Raw genomic sequence first — 16561 nt, 5'->3', positions numbered from 1 at the left:
CGCAGCCCAACGCGGGGCAAGCCCGCTCGCCACAATGAGCCTGTGATCAAGCTTTTTGGCAAGCCTTGAGCAGGGCTATCGCCAAGGGCGGGGTAATACCTTGCAGCGCGGCGCGTTCGGGTTGGAAGAGGGTGGCGACGAAGAACGGGTGGTCGAGCAATTCCACCGCACGCAGGTCGCCGGCCGAATCATGGCCGCTGGGGATCAGGTCGCCTTCGAGCAAGGCATCGAGAAACTCGGGGTTCACGCCATAACGGCAGCGATAGCCTTCTTGCACATCCAGGCTGCCATAGGCCTCGGCGATCCGGGTGTAGGGCGTCAGGCGCACGGTGTCGGTGGCTTCCACCAGGGCGCAGCTTAGCGGTGCGATCACGGCGCGCTTGGCCTGCGGCGCGAGTTCGCCGTGCTCGGCATCCTTCCAGCCCAGGACATTGCGCGCGTGTTCCAGCACCGCATGCTGAAAACCGCCGCACGTGCCGAGGAACGGTCGGCGTTGCTCGCGGGCAAACCGGATCGCCCGCATTGCGCCGTCGGTGTCGCGGTAAGGGCTGGCGGGGACGCACCAGAAACCGTCGAAGTCATGCAGTGACTCAGGCAGGGTATCGGTGTCGAGCCACTGCACGTGAACGCTCAGTCCCAAGGTCTGGGCCGCCTGTTGTAGCGCCACGGGGATGGCCTGGTGGGCGATGACATCGGGGTTGTAATCGCCGATCAGGGCGAGGTGCAAAGGCGTGGTTTTCATCGTGTACATCCCATGGCTTGTGGTGTCCTGAGGCGCACTATAGATTGGCGTTCACGCAATCGATATTGGCGTTTTAGCACATGCTCAATGCAGTCGCGCACTATTCAATTGACTACCCCGACTTATCGCTGATCCTCGCCTTGGTGCGCGGCGGCACACTCGCACGGGCGGCCGCGTTGTTGCGGGTGGACGTGTCCACGGTGTTCCGCGCGGTGCGGCGCTTGGAGGCGGCGCTGGGCCAGACGTTGTTCGAAAAAAGCCGCGCTGGCTACCTGCCCACCAGCCTGGCGAGCAACTTGGCGCAGCAGGCGGAACGCGCCGAGCAAGCGCTGGAGGCCGCGCGCATTGGTGTGGAGCAAGGTGGTGAGGTGATCAGCGGCACGGTGCGCCTGACCTGTACCGATTCTGTGCTGCAAGGCTTGCTGTTGCCGGCCCTGGCGCAGTTCATGCCGCAGTACCCGGCGCTGACCCTGGAACTGAGCACGTCGAACGATTTTGCCAACCTCAGCCGTCGTGACGCCGATATCGCCCTGCGCCTGACCCGCACGCCGCCGGAGCATCTGGTGGGCCGGCGTCTGGGCAATGTGGCGTATCAGGTGTGTGCCAGCCCGGGGTTCGCCCAACAGCACGAAGGCCGCGAGCTGGCTGACCTGCCTTGGATCGCCCCGGATGATTTCCTGCCGGACCATCCGACGGTCGTCTGGCGCCGCGAGCACTTGCCCGGCGTGCGTCCCAGCTATCGCTGCAACAGCATGTTGTCGGTCACCGAGTTGGTGCGAGCGGGGCTGGGGGTAGCGGCGTTGCCGGACTTTCTAGTGGGGGACGGCCTGCAACCGCTGGGCTGCGCACTGGCAGGGCACGACACGGCATTGTGGTTGCTCACGCGTCCGGACTGCCGGGCGCTGCGCTCGGTGGTGACGTTGTTTGATGAGCTGGGGCGACACCTGCGGTTGCCTTAAGTTTTTCGCACAAAATGCTCGTGCATTTCGCTGGTCAGGCTTTCGATATGTTCGGTCAGTTGCTTGGTCATTTCCGTCAACCGGGTGTTCTGCTCCAACAGATCCAGCAACTGTTTGGTGGTTTGCGCGGCCTGGGCCTGGCGCTCTGTATTGGCAATGGCCAGGGCTTCGCGGTGCTGGGCGTCGGCGTCCGATTGCGCCTTGTCGCGCGCGGCCTGGCGTGTCTGGGCCAGCAGGATCAGCGGCGCGGCATAGGCCGATTGCAGGCTGAAAGCCAGGTTGAGCAAGATGAACGGGTACACATCGAAGTGCGTGATCCCGGTCATGTTCAGCACCACCCACAACACGACGATGGCGGTTTGCGCGCCGAGGAAGGTGGGCGTGCCGAAGAAACGGGCGAACGCTTCGGCCTTGAGGGCAAAGGTGTCATTGCCGAAGGTTGGCGCCAAGTGGGCATGGGGACGATGGAAGCGTAGGTGGTCGACGGCGGCGGTTTCGGTCTTTTCTGGGGTCATGGCGGGCTCGGATCGTTTGCTTGAAGACAAGCAAGCACTATAGACCGAGCCCCCAGCGCCCCGTATGAAGATCGGGTCAGTTGCCACCGCGCTCATTGGCGAATGCACTCACCGCCTGCACGGCCTCGCTGGTGCCTTCGCGGATCTGCACGATGACGGTACCGGCCTGGTTCGCCAGCTCCACACCCAGGGCGGCGCGGTCGCGTGTGCCGTCCATGCTGTGGATGGCCTGGCGGGTTTCATCCTGGATCATCGCGATCATGCTGGAAATTTCCGCCGTTGAGCCGCTGGTGCGTGCAGCCAATTGCCGTACTTCATCGGCCACCACGGCAAAGCCGCGACCTTGCTCGCCGGCACGCGCCGCTTCGATGGCCGCGTTGAGGGCCAGCAGGTTGGTCTGGTCGGCGATGCCGCGAATGGTGTTGACGATGGCGGTGATCTGCTGCGAGCGCTCGCCCAGCTTGGCGATCAGCTGCGAGGACCCGTCGATATCCGCGGCAATATCGCGCATGCCGCTGGCCGTTTGCTGGATCACTTCGGCGCCTTTTTCGGCGATGTCCCGGGTGTTCAGGGAGATGTGATACGCCTGGGCCGCACTGGCGGCGTCGGCGGTATGTTGCTGCACCATGGCGGTCACGTCCGAGGCGAACTTCACCACTTTGCACAGGCGCCCGCTGGCGTCGTACACCGGGTTGTAGTTCGCTTCGAGCCACACGGCCTGGCCGTTCTTATCCACCCGTTCGAACTGGCCGCTGAACATTTCGCCCTGGTTCAAGCGCTTCCAGAAGTCGCTGTAGGTCAAACTGTTGGCCAGCTCTGGGGTGCAGAACATGCGGTGATGCTGGCCTTGGATCTGCACCAGCGTGTAGCCCATGCGCTGCAGGAAGTTGGTGTTGGCCGTGATGATGGTGCCGTCGAGGTTGAACTCAATGACCGCCATGGCACGGCCGATGGCGGCCAGTTTGGCATTGGCTTCGCTTTCGGCCTGCAGGCGCGGCGTGACGTCCATGGCGTACTTCACCACCTTGATGACGTGGCCCGCATCATCGCGCACCGGGTTGTAGCTGGCCTCCAGCCATACCGACTGGCCATCGCCCGCCACCCGTTCAAAGGTGCCGGACTGGAACTGGCCATTGCGCAGGTTCGACCACAACTGGTTGTACTCGGCGCTGCGGGCGAACGCCGGGGTGCAGAACATGCGGTGGGACTGGCCCTCGATCTGCTCGGCGCGGTAGCCCATGGTCTGGAGGAAATTGGCGTTGGCCCGTAGCACAGTGCCGGACAGGTCGAATTCGATCACCGCCATGGAGCGCTCGATGGCCTCCAGCAGGCTGGCCTGTTGGGCGACGGTGTGTTGCAGGGCGTTGATGGTTTTTTTATGGGCTTTAAATAGCATGTTCGGGGGCTCGGGCAAGCAAGCTTCTGGGTTTCCTTGGGTATGCGCCTGCCCCCGTAAGGCATTCGCTATACGGTTGACTTGCTCATTGTCAGCTTCCTTGTGCCGACAGCGGGGGTGGAACAACGGGTTCAGAGTGATCAGCCTGGCAAGAAGTTCGCCTCAGGGGCAGGCCCTTTTTTGGGTAGCCGACAAGTGGTGGCATTATGCTTTCTCCTGGCGTGCAGGCACGAGGATTCAGACGAGGAGTCGTAGGACAACCTCAGGCGGAATGAGCGATTACTGCTTCGCTGATGTTGACCCGGTTACGCCCGGTGTCCTTGGCGGCATACAGCGCGCGATCCGCCGCATTCAGCCACATGGCGGCGTCGGTAAAGAAGGGCTGGAAATCAGCCAGGCCGATGCTCAGGCTCACGCGTAATTCAGGGATCTGCGGGTTGCGGTAATTGCTGAATGTCTCGCGCATGCGTTCCATCACCTGTGCCGCCTCTTCCAGCGGAACTTGCGGAAGAATCACACAGAATTCATCGCCACCGTAACGCCCGGCCAGGTCGTTTTCACGCAAGTTGCGTCGCAACTCCAGGCTCAGTTGACGCAGGACCGCGTCGCCGACGATGTGGCCGTGGGTGTCATTGATCTGCTTGAAGTGATCGATATCGATCAACGCGATGGTGGCATGGCTTTGCTGCTGTTGGCACTTATGAAATTTAAGATGCAGCAAGTCTTTCCATGAGCCGTGGTTCAGCAGTCCGGTGAGGCTGTCGGTTCGGCTGAGTGCGCTGAGTGCGCGTTTGTGTTCCGACAACTTAATCGCCAACTGATAGCAAACCGTGCCAATGGCCATGGGGTAGAGCGTCAGCATCGGCAGGCAGGTGTAGACCTGGGTGAGGCTGACGTTGGGGTTGAATTTGATACCGAAAAGCGCACAGGCGACCCCGATACCGGCCACTTGCGCCAGCAGCCCACGCAGGAACAGCCGCTTGCCGCCCGCCGCCACGTTGTTCATGGTCATCATGGAAAGGATGGTAACGGTTGTCAGTGGTGTGAACTGCGTGGCGGCGGCCCAGAACCCGCCGAACAATGAGTCGTACAGCAGGTTGCGTTGCTCGGCCTGGTAGGGGAATTGCGAGCGCGCTGAGAGTTGGTAGGCCACATGTGCCCAGGCGAAACCGTTGAACAACAGGAATGCCCAGACCCACCCCGGCATTGCGAGCGGATAAAGAGCGCCTGTGACACTGATGCAGCCGATGCCCAAGCCGATAATCCTTGGCTTGTAGATACGTCTGGCAAATGAAAGCCCTTTGCCTCGTCTGTTTTCCATAAATTCCTGGAGCCGTTTTTTTTGCAGGTGCGGCAAGGTGCGTCAGCGGGTTGAACCGTTGATCGGATAAGAATTGTGAATATTGTCAGTTATTCGCGTGGGAATAATCAGTGTCCTTCCAAGCCATTTGCTCAGGACAGCGTGTGAATACGTCAAAAACGACCTGGAATGTCGTTCACACAACAGGTTTTTACAGCTGCCGGGGCGACGTGACTTCGTAGCCGGCCAGGAACAGGTCGATAGCCGACTCGATAACACTGGCCTGACTGGCGGCGTCCAGGACTGGTTGGCCCAGGGTAATCTGCGGCCAGAATGCAAACGCCTTGAGCAGGCTCTGAATCTGGTGCGCGGCAAATGCCGGGTCGCTGCAATTGAGCCGGCCATCGTCCTGGGCGGCGCGTACCCATTGGGTAAAACCTTCTTCGCGCTTGCTCAGACGGGTAACCATGTCTTGCGCGCGCTCCGGCGAATGGATGGTGGCGGCGATGGCGACGCGGGCCAGGTCGAGGAAATTGGCATCCGCCATCATCTTCATCTTCGCTTCCAGCAAGCCGCGCAATTGTTCGCGCAGCGGGCGGTCGCTGGCGTAGCTGACGTCGAGCTGCGCAACGCTGCTGGCCCATAGTTGATGGAGAATTTCGGCGAACAACTCTTCTTTGCTGGGGAAGTGGTTGTACACCGTGCGCTTGGAAACGCCGGCGGTGGCGGCGATCTTATCCATGCTGGTCACCTCGAAACCGTTTTCGCGAAACTCAGCGATGGCCGCAGCCACGATGGCTTCGCGTTTACGGTCGGTGAGGCGTTGTGGGGCAGTCATGGAGGGGGCTCGGCTCGTCAAGGAAAGTTACACTCTGTAGTTTACTTGCTGTGTATTTTGTTGCAATCTTGAAACTACACTGTGCAGTGTAATTTAAGAGCGGTCTGTAGGAGTCACCTGTAAATGGCCACGATTTCGTCCCGCGTTGATTCTTCGCCGGCAGCGCCCAAGCAAGACCAGGAGCACTTCAGCAATGAGGCGCCCGTGCAGCAGGGTGGCTTCGGCAAAACCTTGCGTATTTTCTGGAACATGCTGTTCAACAAGCCGCGCAGCACGCGGCCGGTGGGGCAGATTCCGGTACAGCCGCTGACCCGCGAGCAGTTGCTGGCGGCGCCGGATCACAGCGTGTTTCGCCTCGGGCATTCCACCGTCTTACTGAAAATGCGCGGCAAATTCTGGGTGACCGATCCGGTGTTCGCCGAGCGTGCGTCGCCGTTCAGTTGGGCTGGCCCCAAGCGTTTCCATCAGCCGCCGATCAGTCTTGAAGAGCTGCCGCCGCTAGAGGCAGTGATTCTTTCCCACAACCACTACGACCATCTTGATCGCAAGGCTGTCGTCCAATTGGCTGAGAAGACCCGCTACTTTCTCGCGCCGCTGGGCGTCGGGGATATCCTGGTGAAATGGGGCGTGGAGGCCAGCAAAGTGCGGCAGTTGGATTGGTGGCAGGGCACCGAGGTGGATGGCATTCGATTTGTCGCCACGCCTGCGCAGCATTTTTCCGGGCGGGGCCTGTTTGATGCCAACCAGACCTTATGGTGTTCCTGGGTGATGATCGATGGCGCACGGCGGATTTTTTTCAGCGGCGATACTGGCTACTTCGATGGCTTTAAACGCATCGGCGAACAGTACGGCCCGTTTGATCTGACGCTTATGGAAACAGGTGCTTACAACGTCGATTGGCCCCACGTGCACATGCAACCTGAGCAAACCCTGCAAGCGCATATCGACCTCAAAGGCCGTTGGTTGCTGCCGATTCATAACGGCACCTTCGACCTGGCGTTCCATGCCTGGCACGAACCGTTCGACCGCATCATGGCCCTGGCCTGGGAGCGCAACGTGTTTATCACCACACCGCAGATGGGACAGGCGTTCAGCTTGAACCAGCCCGAGCGAGGGTATGCGTGGTGGCTGGACGTTGAGACCCAAGTTGCACAGGAACACCTCGCCGGCTGACAAACGAAGCGTCGGAAAAAGGAGTTTTCAAGCTGTTTCAGGCCTGCGACAGGTGCCAGCCAAGGATGCGATGATCCCCGGAACGTCTTTTGTCGGGGCCAGGTTCTATGGAGAAGATAGGTGGGAAATGTTGGCAAGCGGGTGTGGCTTGTCCGGCGCGGCAGCCTGCGTTTGAGCTGGCAGAATCGTCGTGTCTGGTCACTGCACCTACTGGGCTTGCCAGTCCGCGAAGTATCGCCTTTGGTGTCGATCCCCATGTCTATGGGAGTCTGGGGGCAAGCATCCCGATCCCGGGGTATGACGCTCCGAGTCTTCCCCTGAAACCCTTGCGCGACCCGTCGCTTTCATTGATTGCCTTGAGTGGTATCGATCCCTCAGGGCCGGTGATGGTGGAAGTCCCCTTGGTGGAAAACAACGCGACCTTCACGGTTGCTCATGCGCTAGGCGGCAGGCGCGTGGGGTTTGCCGAGCGGTTTGTGGATGATGACGAGCATGAGCAGGTCGAGCACACCCCATCTTTTCTCAGAGCCTTGGACATCCTGCGCCGATCCGGCGCTGAGCTGGTACCGGTGCATGCACTCCGGTCCAACCACACTCTGCCTGGTCGCAATGAAATCGATGACCTTGTGCATGAATATCGACTGGATGCCCTGGTGTCCGACAGCCGCAGCACTGCATTCCACGCAGCTTGCTTGAGTGGCTACCCAAGGTTTGGCGAGCCGCTCGAGGAGGGTGCGACGCTGTGGTTCTATAGTTCAGAATGGGCGAAGGATTGGCTGGCACCCCTGGTCCAGCGGTATCGAAGCGTTCGTCGAATAATGGAGGTGCAGGAGGGGCCACCTGCTACGTTGAACTATCCCACCCCCTGACGGGCCCGCGTCGCGCAGCCTGGAGGGAGAGGAGTTTTTAGACTGACCTACGGATCAACGTTGGTCCTTCTTAATTTCTTACTCCTCAGAGGTCTTATGTTAGGAATCGCATCGGTAGGAATCGCATATGGCGCGGGCTCCCTGGTCCGGCAAGTCGTACAGGCCTTCGCTGGAGACTACTCACCCGTTGCTTCAAAACCCGTGCCTGCCGGTACTGAGTACCTCAGTGTCAACGGGCTCAGCAGGCAAATGGCCCTCTCGGGCGGGCTTACTTCGGCTGATCTGGTCACTCACCTGCAGGAGCGGATTCGCAGGCTGGATCCGCAACTCAACGCTGTCATCGAGCTCAACCCCAACGCGTATGAAACCGCACGTGAGTTGGACCGTGAGCGGGCCAGCGGCAACGTGCGCGGGCCGCTGCATGGCATTCCTATCTTGCTCAAGGACACGATCGAAACCGAGGGTATGCAAACCAGTGCAGGTGCATTTGGGCTGGTCGGTGCAACTGCTGGTAAGAACGCCCCGTTGGTTGACTACCTGATCAAGCAGGGCGCAGTGATCCTCGGTAAAACCAATATGACTGAAATGGCGGGGTTTCGTGGGGTGGCCGATGGCTGGAGCAGTCGTGGCGGGCAAACCCTTAACCCTCATCACGCGGATGCGGACGTTGGAGGTTCCAGCTCCGGTTCCGCCGCAGCGGTTGCTGCTGGCTTGGCGCCTTTGGCGGTGGGGGCGGAAACCAATGGTTCGATTATTGTGCCTGCAGCACGCAACGGTATTGTCGGGTTCAAGCCCACTGTCGGCCTGCTGGACCGTAACGGGATTATTCCGGCGAGCCAGCACCAGGACACACCGGGCCCGATGACGCGTTCGGTGTTTGACGCTGCGCTGATGCTCAACGCCATGTCAGGCAGTGATCCTAAGGACCCGGCAAGTGTGGGAGCGCCCCGAGGTATCGATTACACGCAGCTGCTGGTGCCAGGGGCCTTGAAAGGCAAGCGTATTGGTTATCCTGCCACCTTCTCCAAAGATGGCGAAACCCTGCCAGTGGAGAACAGCACGCAGTTCAATCGGACACTGGAGGTGCTTCGCGAGCGAGGCGCGGTGTTGGTGCCGGTCAACCTGCGCCTGGCCGATGCTTCACGCTACGACGAACTGTTGCTTGCGGATGTGAAGGACGAGTTGAACACCTACTTGGGCAAGCGTTCGGGGTTGCCGGTCAAGTCGCTGACTGAACTGATCCGGTTCAACGATTTACGTGACGGCAGTGAGACGGATCATCAACCGGTGCTCAAGGAAATCAGCGCGTCAACGCTGACGCCAGAGGAGCGCAAGCCACTGTGGGACGCGCTCATCCAGGATTTCAGAAGCACGATTGATGACCCGATCAAGGCAGAAAACCTGGACTCCATGGTGTCGGATTTCGACACCAACAGTTACTTCGGTGTCGCAGCGGCCGGCTATCCGGGAATCGCCGTACCGTCTGGTGTCGATGAGGATGGCCTACCCACCAGTGCCTACTTTTTTGGCACCCAATGGACCGAACCTACCTTGCTGGCAGTGGCCCATGGGTATGAGCAGGCCGCTCAGGTTGCGGTCAAACCGGCACTTTGACGCCATAACGTGCCGCTGGGGAGCGATGTGACAGGTTGGGGCCCAGCGCCAGGCGTGCTGTTTCGTAGGCGTCCCAGTCCAGACGGTCGGGCAATGAGGGGATTGTCACCTTTTCACCCTGGGCAAGGCCTGCCAATGCGGCATCCACCAGATTCTCCGTGGTCATGACGATGGTGTCAGGGAGGTTGTTTACAGGCAGCCCCGCGACATCCCAGAACTCGGTGGCGGTGGCGCCGGGCAGCACCACTTGAACATTGACACCCTTGTCGCTCAGTTCATGGTCGAGGGATTCGCTGAACGCCTGCACAAAGGCCTTGGTGCCGGCGTACACACCATTCAACAACTTAGGCGCAAGCGCGACGATCGATCCGATGTTGATTAGGGTGCCACGGCCCTGAGCGACAAAATTGGTCGCGGCGGCTTTTGCCAGGCGAGTGAGCGCAAGGACATTGAGCAGGATCATGGCGTCCATTTTGCCCGCGTCCGAGGCCAGCAGTGACGCCGTCGCACCGACGCCGGCGTTGTTCACCAGCAGGCTGATGCGGCTGTCTTCAAGCAGAATCTGTTCAATGCGCGCCAGGTCGGCAGGCAGGTTGAGGTCGGCAGCCACTGTCTGGATGTCCCGTTGGGTCTCGGCTTTCAGTCGGGCCGCGAGTTGGTCCAGTCGCTGCTGGTTGCGTGCCACCAGAATCAGGTTGTAACCCTGGCGAGCCAGGCGGTCGGCATACACGGCACCGATCCCGGACGAAGCGCCAGTGATCAGGGCATAACCTTTGGATTGAGTCATTGCAGTTGCTCCAGAAGGGCCGGGGAAGGGCGGCCTTGTTGGATTCAAGATTATGGGTGTAATGTATTGGCTGCAATGTCATATATCCCTCTTTTCGGGACATGAGGTTTCACCATGGTATCTATTGGTATTCTGCTGTTTCCCGGGTTCCAGATGCTCAGCCTGGGCACCAGCACCGTGTTCGAATTCGCCAACTTTGAGTTGGGCCAACCGTTCTATCGTGTGGACCTTTTGTCGGAACACGGTGGGCCGATCAAAAGCTCCATGGGCTTTGCCATCGACACTGTGCCCTTCGGCCAACAGCACTACGACACAGTGCTGGTGGTGGGAGACAACGAATTGCTGAATGCCACGCCTGGCATGCTTGCTTACTTGCAGCAAGCCATGCTCACTTCGCGTCGCGTGACATCCGCCTGCACCGGTTCTTTCTATCTGGCCGCCGCCGGGTTGCTGGAGGGCCGCAAAGCGACGACCCATTGGTACCACGCCCACACGTTTCGCCAGGCCTATCCAAGCGTACGGCTGGAGGAAGACCGTATCTTCACCGTCGATGGTCCGCTCTGGACCTCAGCCGGCCTGACCGCCGCCCTCGACCTGGCCCTGGCCTTGGTCGAACATGACCTGGGGGTTGAGGTTACACGCGCAGTGGCGCGTAAATTGGTGGTCTACCACCGACGCGCAGGTGGCCAGTCACAATTTTCCGCATTGCTGGAAATCGACCCCAAATCCGATCGCGTGCAAACCGCCCTGGCCTACGCCCGAGAACACTTGCAGGACGATCTCTCAGTGGATCAGTTGGCTGAAGTCGCCCATTTGAGCCCGCGCCAATTCAGCCGATTGTTCCGTACAGAAACCGGCCAGTCACCCGCCAAGGCTATCGAGCGGTTGCGCATCGAAGCAGCCCGCCTGTTGCTTGAGTCTGGCGATCATTCCATCGATATCATCGCCCGGGAGACCGGCTTCGGTGACCCAGAGCGTATGCGTCGTGCCTTCCTGCGTGCCTTTGGCCAACCGCCGCAGATGATGCGCCGGGCGTTGCAACTGCAGGCGTGAAGCTCTATGCACCACTAGGTTCAAGTGGTGCCGACGCTGGCCCTATCAGACGAGAGAGGATGCCTTGCGCTACAGGCTCCGGTTCATCGGAGTCAAACCGGCGCACACTCATCCCCCACCCCGGCGCAAACCCTGGGAAGAACACCAGCCCTTCAGCCTCCAACCGAAACGCCAAGGCCAGGCGGGTTTCATCACCCACGTCATGTTGGTTTTCAAACTGTTGAACCGCCTCAACCGCCACACCGGCCTGGCGAGCCAGGTCTTCCCGGCTCCAGCCCAACATGGTGCGGGCCTGCACGCTGTGCTTGGCGGTGAATTGATGCAGGACGATCTGCTGTTCTACAAAAGAGCTCATTGCCAGAGAGGACATGGGGTTTCTCCAGGTTCGACGGGGGAGGACGAACTATACTGTGTTTTTGTACAGTTGTTTTGACCGCTCATCAACTGGATGTTTGTTGACCCACTATTCCACCCCTGGCGCCTCCCGAATGATCAGGTGGTCCAGGTTCTCGATGTTCGCGCTGAATATCCCAAACGTCTGCTCGGGATTCCTTTTGCTCGGCACCTGTTGCAGTTCCGGCGTCACCCCGTAGAAGAAGCAGTACAACGCACGCTCACTGTCCACCGCCGCCTTGATCTGCTCTAAAAACGCTTTGCGCTTGCGGTAGTTCTCAATGAGCTTTTTGCTCAGGTAGACGTTGACCGAGTAGGGCTTCTTGTCGAGCCACACTTTCTTTTCGAAGTCGATGCGAAAGCTGCTGGTGTAGTCTTTGATTTCTTTGATCTTGCCCCAGTAGATCAGGCCTTTGTTGTCCTGCAGGTATTCGATCTTCTTGAAAAACGTCCAGTAGGTCGCGGTGTGGTCACCGACCTTCAGCGGCATGGACTTGAGCTTGTCCTTGTCGTCGAGGTTGGACACGAAACATTCCACAGGGTGGGCAAACACGCTGGTTTTGTCTGGGGTGCTGTCATTGGTGCTGTGGGAGACGGACCTTGGATTTGAAGGCGCCTTCACTGGATCGTGCGAGATGTTTGCCTCTGCCCCGGCAAGCGGATTTTTGCGTTCGTACTGACGACGAGTGAGTACAAACTCCGATGGAAAATTGTCCTCACGCTCGTCGTCATTTTCACCTGTCGCGGTTTTATGGCTACTGGCGTAACGACAACCTTCTATATGCCGGGTTCCGGTCTTGTTCTTGAAATGCGGCGTGCGCAGGTAATTGACGTTTTTGGCGTTGAACGTGCTCAGTGCGTTGCCGGTATCAAACGCCGCACGACATTCATCATTGGGGCAGAGGAAGCTGTCCCTGTCTGAGTCGAAGTCGGTTGTTTCGTCGAAATTCAGGTCTCGTACGTCATAGATCGACAACTTGTCATCGAGACTCAGGCTGTAGGCCGTGTCGAATTTCATGGGGCTCGGGTCCGTGAGAGGTTTCGCTATTAATAGCGGGATCCTGCGTAAATATCAGCAAGAACCTGCAACCCGTCGCCCGCTCAAGAAGCACAGCGCACCGCCCACCGCCGTCAACCCGGCCAGTGCATAAAACATCGTGGTCGGCGGTGAGTTGATCAACAGATAGCCACAAATCACCGGGCTCAGCGCGCCGCCAAAGGCCGCCAGGTTCTGTGCGCCGTAGTAACTGCCTCGCAGCGACTCGGGAGCGAGGGTGTCGATAAACAGGAATTCGGACGGGAAGATAATCATCTCGCCCAACGTAAACACGAACATCGCCACACACCACGACAGCAGGCTGTCGGCCTGGCTGAAGCCGAGCAGGCCGCCGATGAACAGCGCAGTGCCCAGCAGGATCCAGTAACGTAGTTGTTCACGCTTGAGGAAGCGGCCGATCTGGTATTGCAGCAACATCACGGTAATGGCGTTACAGGCCAGCACTGCGGAAAGAATCTTCAGCGCATCATCCGGGTTGTGAATCACCAGCAGAAATTGCGACAGGTATAAGGTGTAGCGGCCATGCACGATGGTGCTCAACAGGCTGCCGCCGGTGAACAGCACCAGGCTGCGGTCGTTGCGCAGGGTTTTCAGGGTGGTGAGAAAACTCAAGGGTTTGCTGCTTTCATCACGCTGGGTGGGCGGAATGCCGATCATCAGGAACACGCTGATAAACGCAATGGCGCTGGACAGCATGAACGGCAACAGCGGCATCTGCCCGGCAATCACCACGCCGACCATAGGGCCCGTGGCGTAGCCGATATTCGTGAGGGTGTAGCGCAGTGAAAACACCTTGGCGCGCTGCTCCACCGGCAGGTTTTCGCTGATGATCGCCTTGGAGCCGATCAGGAACAGCGCCGATGCCGACTCGGTAATCACGAGCGTTAACGTGGTGAGGTAGAGGTTGGTGGCAAAGGTCAGTAACAGAAAACCGATGGAGCTGGAGAGCATCGCCAGGATAAGCAGCTTGCGCTTTTCCATGCGGTCGATGACGTAGCCGCCGTAGAGGCCCATCAAAGTGGCGGTAAACACCGCGATGCCCATCAGCAAGCCGATGTCCTGCTGGTCGAGGCCCAAGCGCCGGCTCAGCAGCAAGGTCATCAAGGGACTGGTCATGGCCCGACTGATGACGATGGTCAGCGAGCAAATCATCAGGCGGCGGATTACCAGGGAGTAGGTGGCCACGGCGGGGCGAGTGTCCTTATTGTTTTTCCAACGCAACACACATCAAATGGGGGTGCAGGCAAGCCAACTCCCCCATTTAGATCGGGTTACTGGCCAGAGTTGATGGTGATCTTCTCTACAGCACCTTGCTCCAGATCCCACTTCTTCAGGATCTTGCCGTACGTGCCGTCATCGATCATGCCCTGTAACGCTTCACTGATCGCGGTGACCAGTTCAGTGTTGCTCTTCTCGATCCCCAGTCCGGTGAATTGCTTGGAAATCGCCAGGCCCACCGGCTTGTACTTGCCCTTATCCAACGACATCAAATAAGGAATGGTCTCGCTGCCCTGCATCGCTGCATCCAACCGGTTCTGCTGCAACTGCGCCCGTGCGTCCGCCGAACCTTCAGTGCCGATCACCACGATCGCCGGCTTACCTGCCGCTTCGCAGTTTTCCTTGCTCCACGCGGCGATTTCCGACGGCCAGGTGGTACGGCGGCTGGTGCCGACTTTTTTACCGCACAGGTCAGTCAATGCCTTGAGGTCTTCACGCTTGGCCAGGGTGTACAGCTGCGGGCCGCTGGTGAAGTAGTCGATGAAGGTCACGGATTTCTGGCGTTCGGCGGTGTCGGTCATGCCGGACAGCACGATGTCCACGCGCTTGGTGGTCAGGCCGCTGAGCATCTGCTCGAAGCCGGTTTCCTGCCACTTGATCTTCACGCCCAGGCGCTCGGCCAGGGCGTTACCGAGGTCGAAGTCCAGACCGGTGATCTTGTTGGTGGCCGGGTCTTTAAAGTCCATTGGCGGATAGTTCGGCACGATGGCCGCGCTGATCTCACCCTTGTCCTTGATTGCCGCCGGCAATGCCGCGAAAACTGCAGTGGAGGCCATCAAGCCTGCGAGCAACGTTGGGATAAACAATTTTTTCATGGGGGCGTTCTCGTTTGTTTTTTAGTTAAGTGCGAACGGCAGAAATAAAGCTTTGGGTACGCGGGTTTTGTGGGCTTATTAGAATTTCTTCGGGGCTGCCGGCTTCCACAATCTGGCCGGCATCCATGAACACCATGCGGTTGGATACTTCACGGGCAAAGCCCAGTTCATGGGTGACCACGATCATGGTCATGCCGGTGGTGGCCAAATCGCGCATCACCGACAGCACTTCGCCTACCAGCTCCGGGTCGAGGGCTGACGTGGGTTCGTCAAACAGCATCAATTTGGGTCGCATCGCCAGCGCACGGGCAATCGCCACACGCTGTTGCTGTCCCCCGGATAACTCCACCGGATAGGCATTACGCTTGTCCGCCAGGCCGACGCGGGCCAGCAGCTCCAGCGCGTCTTCGATGGCTTCCTTGGGCGAGCGCTTGAGCACCTGGCACGGGCCTTCGATGATGTTCTGCAGCACGGTCATATGCGGGAACAAATTGAAGCGTTGAAACACCATGCCGGTGGCCAGGCGCTGGCGGGCGATCTGCGATTCGTTCATCTCATGCAGCTTGTTGCCGACGACGCGGTAACCCACCAGTTCGCCGTCGACCCACAGGCCGCCCTTGTCGATTTTTTCCAGCTGGTTGACGCAGCGCAATAGGGTGCTTTTACCGGAACCCGACGGGCCGATGATGCACATCACTTCGCCTTGCTCGACCTCGATATTGATGTCGCGCAGCGCGTGATACTGGTCGTAATACTTGTTCAGGTTGACGGCCTTGACGATGCTTCTCATGGGGCAAATCTCCTCAACCAGACTTACGAACGCTTGCCGGCGCCGCGGGCAAAACGACGCTCAAGGCGGCTTTGACCAAATGAAAGAACAGTCACCACCGCCAGATACCAGATGCCCGCTACGATCAGCAGCTCCATGACCCGCGCGTTGGCGTAGTAGATGTTTTGCGCGTTGTGCAGCAGCTCCGAGTACTGGATCACGCTGGCCAGGCTGGTCATTTTCACCATGCTGATGAACTCGTTGCCTACAGGCGGGATAATGACTCGCATCGCCTGCGGAAGAATGATCCTACGCAGCGCCTGAAGGCTCGGCATGCCGATGGACTTGGCAGCTTCGTACTGGCCGGTGTCCACCGACAGTAAACCGGCGCGCACCACTTCGGCGGTGTACGCGCCCTGGTTGATGCTCAAGCCGAGCAGGGCGGCCACGAACGGCGTCATCAGGTCGACGGTGTCGATGGTGAACAGGCCGGGAATCGCGATCACCGGGAAAATCAGCGCCAGGTTGAACCACAGCAGCAGTTGCAGGATCAACGGCGTGCCCCGGAACAGCCAGGTGTAGGTGATGGCCACATAACGCAGGATCGGGTTGGCCGACATGCGCATGATCGCCGTGATCACGCCGATCACTACGCCCAGCGCCATCGCCAGGATCGACATGACGATAGTATTCACCAGGCCCCAGAGGATGGCCTCAGACGTGAGGAACTGCCCGATGTAGGACCATTCGATCTGGCCGTTGGCAAAGGCACGCAACAGCGCGGCCAACACGATCACGATCAGCGTGGCAAAAAACATCCGCCCGTAATAGCGACGCGGCACGTGTTCGTACTGCGTGATATCGAACTGGTTCTCGGACAATTTGCGCTCGGCTTCCAAGCGTTCTGCCGGGGTTTGGTTCATGGTGAATCTCCAAAACTAACAATGCTCTAACTGCTGCACGCAACCTCCCTTGTAGGAGCGAGCTTGCTCGCGAAGATCGT

16 protein-coding genes and 2 pseudogenes are annotated in these 16561 nt (G+C 59.3%); 5 read left to right on the top strand and 13 right to left on the bottom strand.

The window, feature by feature from the left end; translation table 11 throughout:
* Positions 1 to 46 precede the first annotated feature (46 nt).
* Positions 47 to 742 (bottom strand): CTP synthase, encoded by a 696-nt coding sequence (locus CI807_RS30135; RefSeq protein ID WP_177409611.1) that lies wholly within the window; start codon positions 740 to 742, stop codon positions 47 to 49.
* Positions 743 to 822: 80 nt separating this feature from the next.
* Between CI807_RS30135 and CI807_RS30130 the strand changes: the two genes are divergently transcribed.
* Entirely contained in the window at positions 823 to 1701 is an 879-nt protein-coding gene (locus CI807_RS30130) for a LysR family transcriptional regulator (RefSeq protein WP_095017345.1), read from the top strand.
* Here the strand turns inward: CI807_RS30130 and CI807_RS30125 are convergent.
* The 5 genes and pseudogenes from CI807_RS30125 to CI807_RS30110 all read right to left on the bottom strand — a co-directional run bounded on the left by CI807_RS30125 (position 1698) and on the right by CI807_RS30110 (position 5750).
* A complete protein-coding gene (locus CI807_RS30125) occupies positions 1698 to 2216 on the bottom strand; it encodes a DUF1003 domain-containing protein (RefSeq protein WP_095017344.1) in 519 nt (172 codons plus the stop codon). The genes CI807_RS30130 and CI807_RS30125 overlap by 4 nt on opposite strands.
* A 76-nt stretch (positions 2217 to 2292) precedes the next feature.
* Positions 2293 to 2727: pseudogene (locus tag CI807_RS32220) on the bottom strand (methyl-accepting chemotaxis protein); the annotation flags it as partial.
* Between the two features lie 117 nt (positions 2728 to 2844).
* Positions 2845 to 3612, bottom strand: a pseudogene (locus CI807_RS32215) (PAS domain-containing protein); the annotation flags it as partial.
* A 262-nt stretch (positions 3613 to 3874) separates the two neighbouring features.
* Positions 3875 to 4933: a diguanylate cyclase gene (locus CI807_RS30115; protein ID WP_095017342.1), complete on the bottom strand. Its 1059-nt coding sequence runs from the start codon at positions 4931 to 4933 to the stop codon at positions 3875 to 3877.
* A gap of 190 nt (positions 4934 to 5123) precedes the next feature.
* Positions 5124 to 5750, bottom strand: a complete 627-nt coding sequence (locus tag CI807_RS30110) for a TetR/AcrR family transcriptional regulator (RefSeq protein WP_095017341.1) — start codon at positions 5748 to 5750, stop codon at positions 5124 to 5126.
* A 123-nt stretch (positions 5751 to 5873) separates the two neighbouring features.
* Here CI807_RS30110 and CI807_RS30105 point away from each other — a divergent pair, with 123 nt between their 5' ends.
* From CI807_RS30105 to CI807_RS30095, 3 genes are all read left to right on the top strand, one after another.
* A complete protein-coding gene (locus CI807_RS30105) occupies positions 5874 to 6923 on the top strand; it encodes an MBL fold metallo-hydrolase (RefSeq protein WP_095017340.1) in 1050 nt (349 codons plus the stop codon).
* Positions 6924 to 7249: 326 nt separating this feature from the next.
* Entirely contained in the window at positions 7250 to 7792 is a 543-nt protein-coding gene (locus CI807_RS30100; protein WP_256578680.1) for a hypothetical protein, read from the top strand.
* 249 nt (positions 7793 to 8041) lie between these two features.
* Complete coding sequence (locus CI807_RS30095; protein ID WP_095017338.1) at positions 8042 to 9406, top strand: amidase family protein; 1365 nt, start codon at positions 8042 to 8044, stop codon at positions 9404 to 9406.
* Here CI807_RS30095 and CI807_RS30090 read toward each other — a convergent pair.
* A complete protein-coding gene (locus tag CI807_RS30090) occupies positions 9390 to 10193 on the bottom strand; it encodes an SDR family oxidoreductase (RefSeq protein WP_095017337.1) in 804 nt (267 codons plus the stop codon). The genes CI807_RS30095 and CI807_RS30090 overlap by 17 nt on opposite strands.
* 114 nt (positions 10194 to 10307) lie before the next feature.
* Between CI807_RS30090 and CI807_RS30085 the strand changes: the two genes are divergently transcribed.
* A complete protein-coding gene (locus CI807_RS30085) occupies positions 10308 to 11246 on the top strand; it encodes a GlxA family transcriptional regulator (protein ID WP_095017336.1) in 939 nt (312 codons plus the stop codon).
* 4 nt (positions 11247 to 11250) lie between these two features.
* Here CI807_RS30085 and CI807_RS30080 read toward each other — a convergent pair whose 3' ends face one another.
* The 6 genes from CI807_RS30080 to CI807_RS30055 all read right to left on the bottom strand — a co-directional run bounded on the left by CI807_RS30080 (position 11251) and on the right by CI807_RS30055 (position 16481).
* On the bottom strand, positions 11251 to 11616 hold the full coding sequence (locus CI807_RS30080; RefSeq protein ID WP_095017335.1) for a helix-turn-helix transcriptional regulator: 366 nt from the start codon (positions 11614 to 11616) through the stop codon (positions 11251 to 11253).
* A gap of 93 nt (positions 11617 to 11709) precedes the next feature.
* Positions 11710 to 12657, bottom strand: a complete 948-nt coding sequence (locus tag CI807_RS30075; RefSeq protein ID WP_095017334.1) for a hypothetical protein — start codon at positions 12655 to 12657, stop codon at positions 11710 to 11712.
* A 54-nt stretch (positions 12658 to 12711) separates the two neighbouring features.
* Complete coding sequence (locus CI807_RS30070) at positions 12712 to 13881, bottom strand: MFS transporter (protein ID WP_095017333.1); 1170 nt, start codon at positions 13879 to 13881, stop codon at positions 12712 to 12714.
* A gap of 86 nt (positions 13882 to 13967) precedes the next feature.
* Positions 13968 to 14789 (bottom strand): ABC transporter substrate-binding protein, encoded by an 822-nt coding sequence (locus CI807_RS30065; protein ID WP_095017332.1) that lies wholly within the window; start codon positions 14787 to 14789, stop codon positions 13968 to 13970.
* A 25-nt stretch (positions 14790 to 14814) separates the two neighbouring features.
* Complete coding sequence (locus tag CI807_RS30060; RefSeq protein ID WP_010208290.1) at positions 14815 to 15579, bottom strand: amino acid ABC transporter ATP-binding protein; 765 nt, start codon at positions 15577 to 15579, stop codon at positions 14815 to 14817.
* A gap of 23 nt (positions 15580 to 15602) precedes the next feature.
* Positions 15603 to 16481 carry an amino acid ABC transporter permease gene (locus CI807_RS30055; RefSeq protein ID WP_095017331.1) on the bottom strand — a complete coding sequence of 293 codons (879 nt, stop codon included), beginning with the start codon at positions 16479 to 16481 and terminating at the stop codon, positions 15603 to 15605.
* Positions 16482 to 16561: the final 80 nt, after the last annotated feature.

Source organism: Pseudomonas sp. NS1(2017) (assembly GCF_002269425.1).
Classification (GTDB): Bacteria; Pseudomonadota; Gammaproteobacteria; order Pseudomonadales; family Pseudomonadaceae; genus Aquipseudomonas; species Aquipseudomonas reactans.
The sequence above is the reverse complement of the archived record's forward strand: the minus strand, read 5'-3'. Positions and strand labels throughout refer to the sequence as shown.

Bases quoted from the DNA above. Each gene is read 5' to 3' on its own strand.
- CI807_RS30080 (WP_095017335.1), bottom strand. From the start codon at position 11,616: ATGTCCTCTCTGGCAATGAGCTCTTTTGTAGAACAGCAGATCGTCCTG.
- CI807_RS30075 (WP_095017334.1), bottom strand. From the start codon at position 12,657: ATGAAATTCGACACGGCCTACAGCCTGAGTCTCGATGACAAGTTGTCG.
- CI807_RS30125 (WP_095017344.1), bottom strand. From the start codon at position 2,216: ATGACCCCAGAAAAGACCGAAACCGCCGCCGTCGACCACCTACGCTTC.
- CI807_RS30135 (WP_177409611.1), bottom strand. From the start codon at position 742: ATGAAAACCACGCCTTTGCACCTCGCCCTGATCGGCGATTACAACCCC.
- CI807_RS30110 (WP_095017341.1), bottom strand. From the start codon at position 5,750: ATGACTGCCCCACAACGCCTCACCGACCGTAAACGCGAAGCCATCGTG.
- CI807_RS30060 (WP_010208290.1), bottom strand. From the start codon at position 15,579: ATGAGAAGCATCGTCAAGGCCGTCAACCTGAACAAGTATTACGACCAG.
- CI807_RS30055 (WP_095017331.1), bottom strand. From the start codon at position 16,481: ATGAACCAAACCCCGGCAGAACGCTTGGAAGCCGAGCGCAAATTGTCC.
- CI807_RS30095 (WP_095017338.1), top strand. From the start codon at position 8,042: ATGGCCCTCTCGGGCGGGCTTACTTCGGCTGATCTGGTCACTCACCTG.
- CI807_RS30130 (WP_095017345.1), top strand. From the start codon at position 823: ATGCTCAATGCAGTCGCGCACTATTCAATTGACTACCCCGACTTATCG.
- CI807_RS30065 (WP_095017332.1), bottom strand. From the start codon at position 14,789: ATGAAAAAATTGTTTATCCCAACGTTGCTCGCAGGCTTGATGGCCTCC.
- CI807_RS30115 (WP_095017342.1), bottom strand. From the start codon at position 4,933: ATGGAAAACAGACGAGGCAAAGGGCTTTCATTTGCCAGACGTATCTAC.
- CI807_RS30085 (WP_095017336.1), top strand. From the start codon at position 10,308: ATGGTATCTATTGGTATTCTGCTGTTTCCCGGGTTCCAGATGCTCAGC.
- CI807_RS30090 (WP_095017337.1), bottom strand. From the start codon at position 10,193: ATGACTCAATCCAAAGGTTATGCCCTGATCACTGGCGCTTCGTCCGGG.
- CI807_RS30105 (WP_095017340.1), top strand. From the start codon at position 5,874: ATGGCCACGATTTCGTCCCGCGTTGATTCTTCGCCGGCAGCGCCCAAG.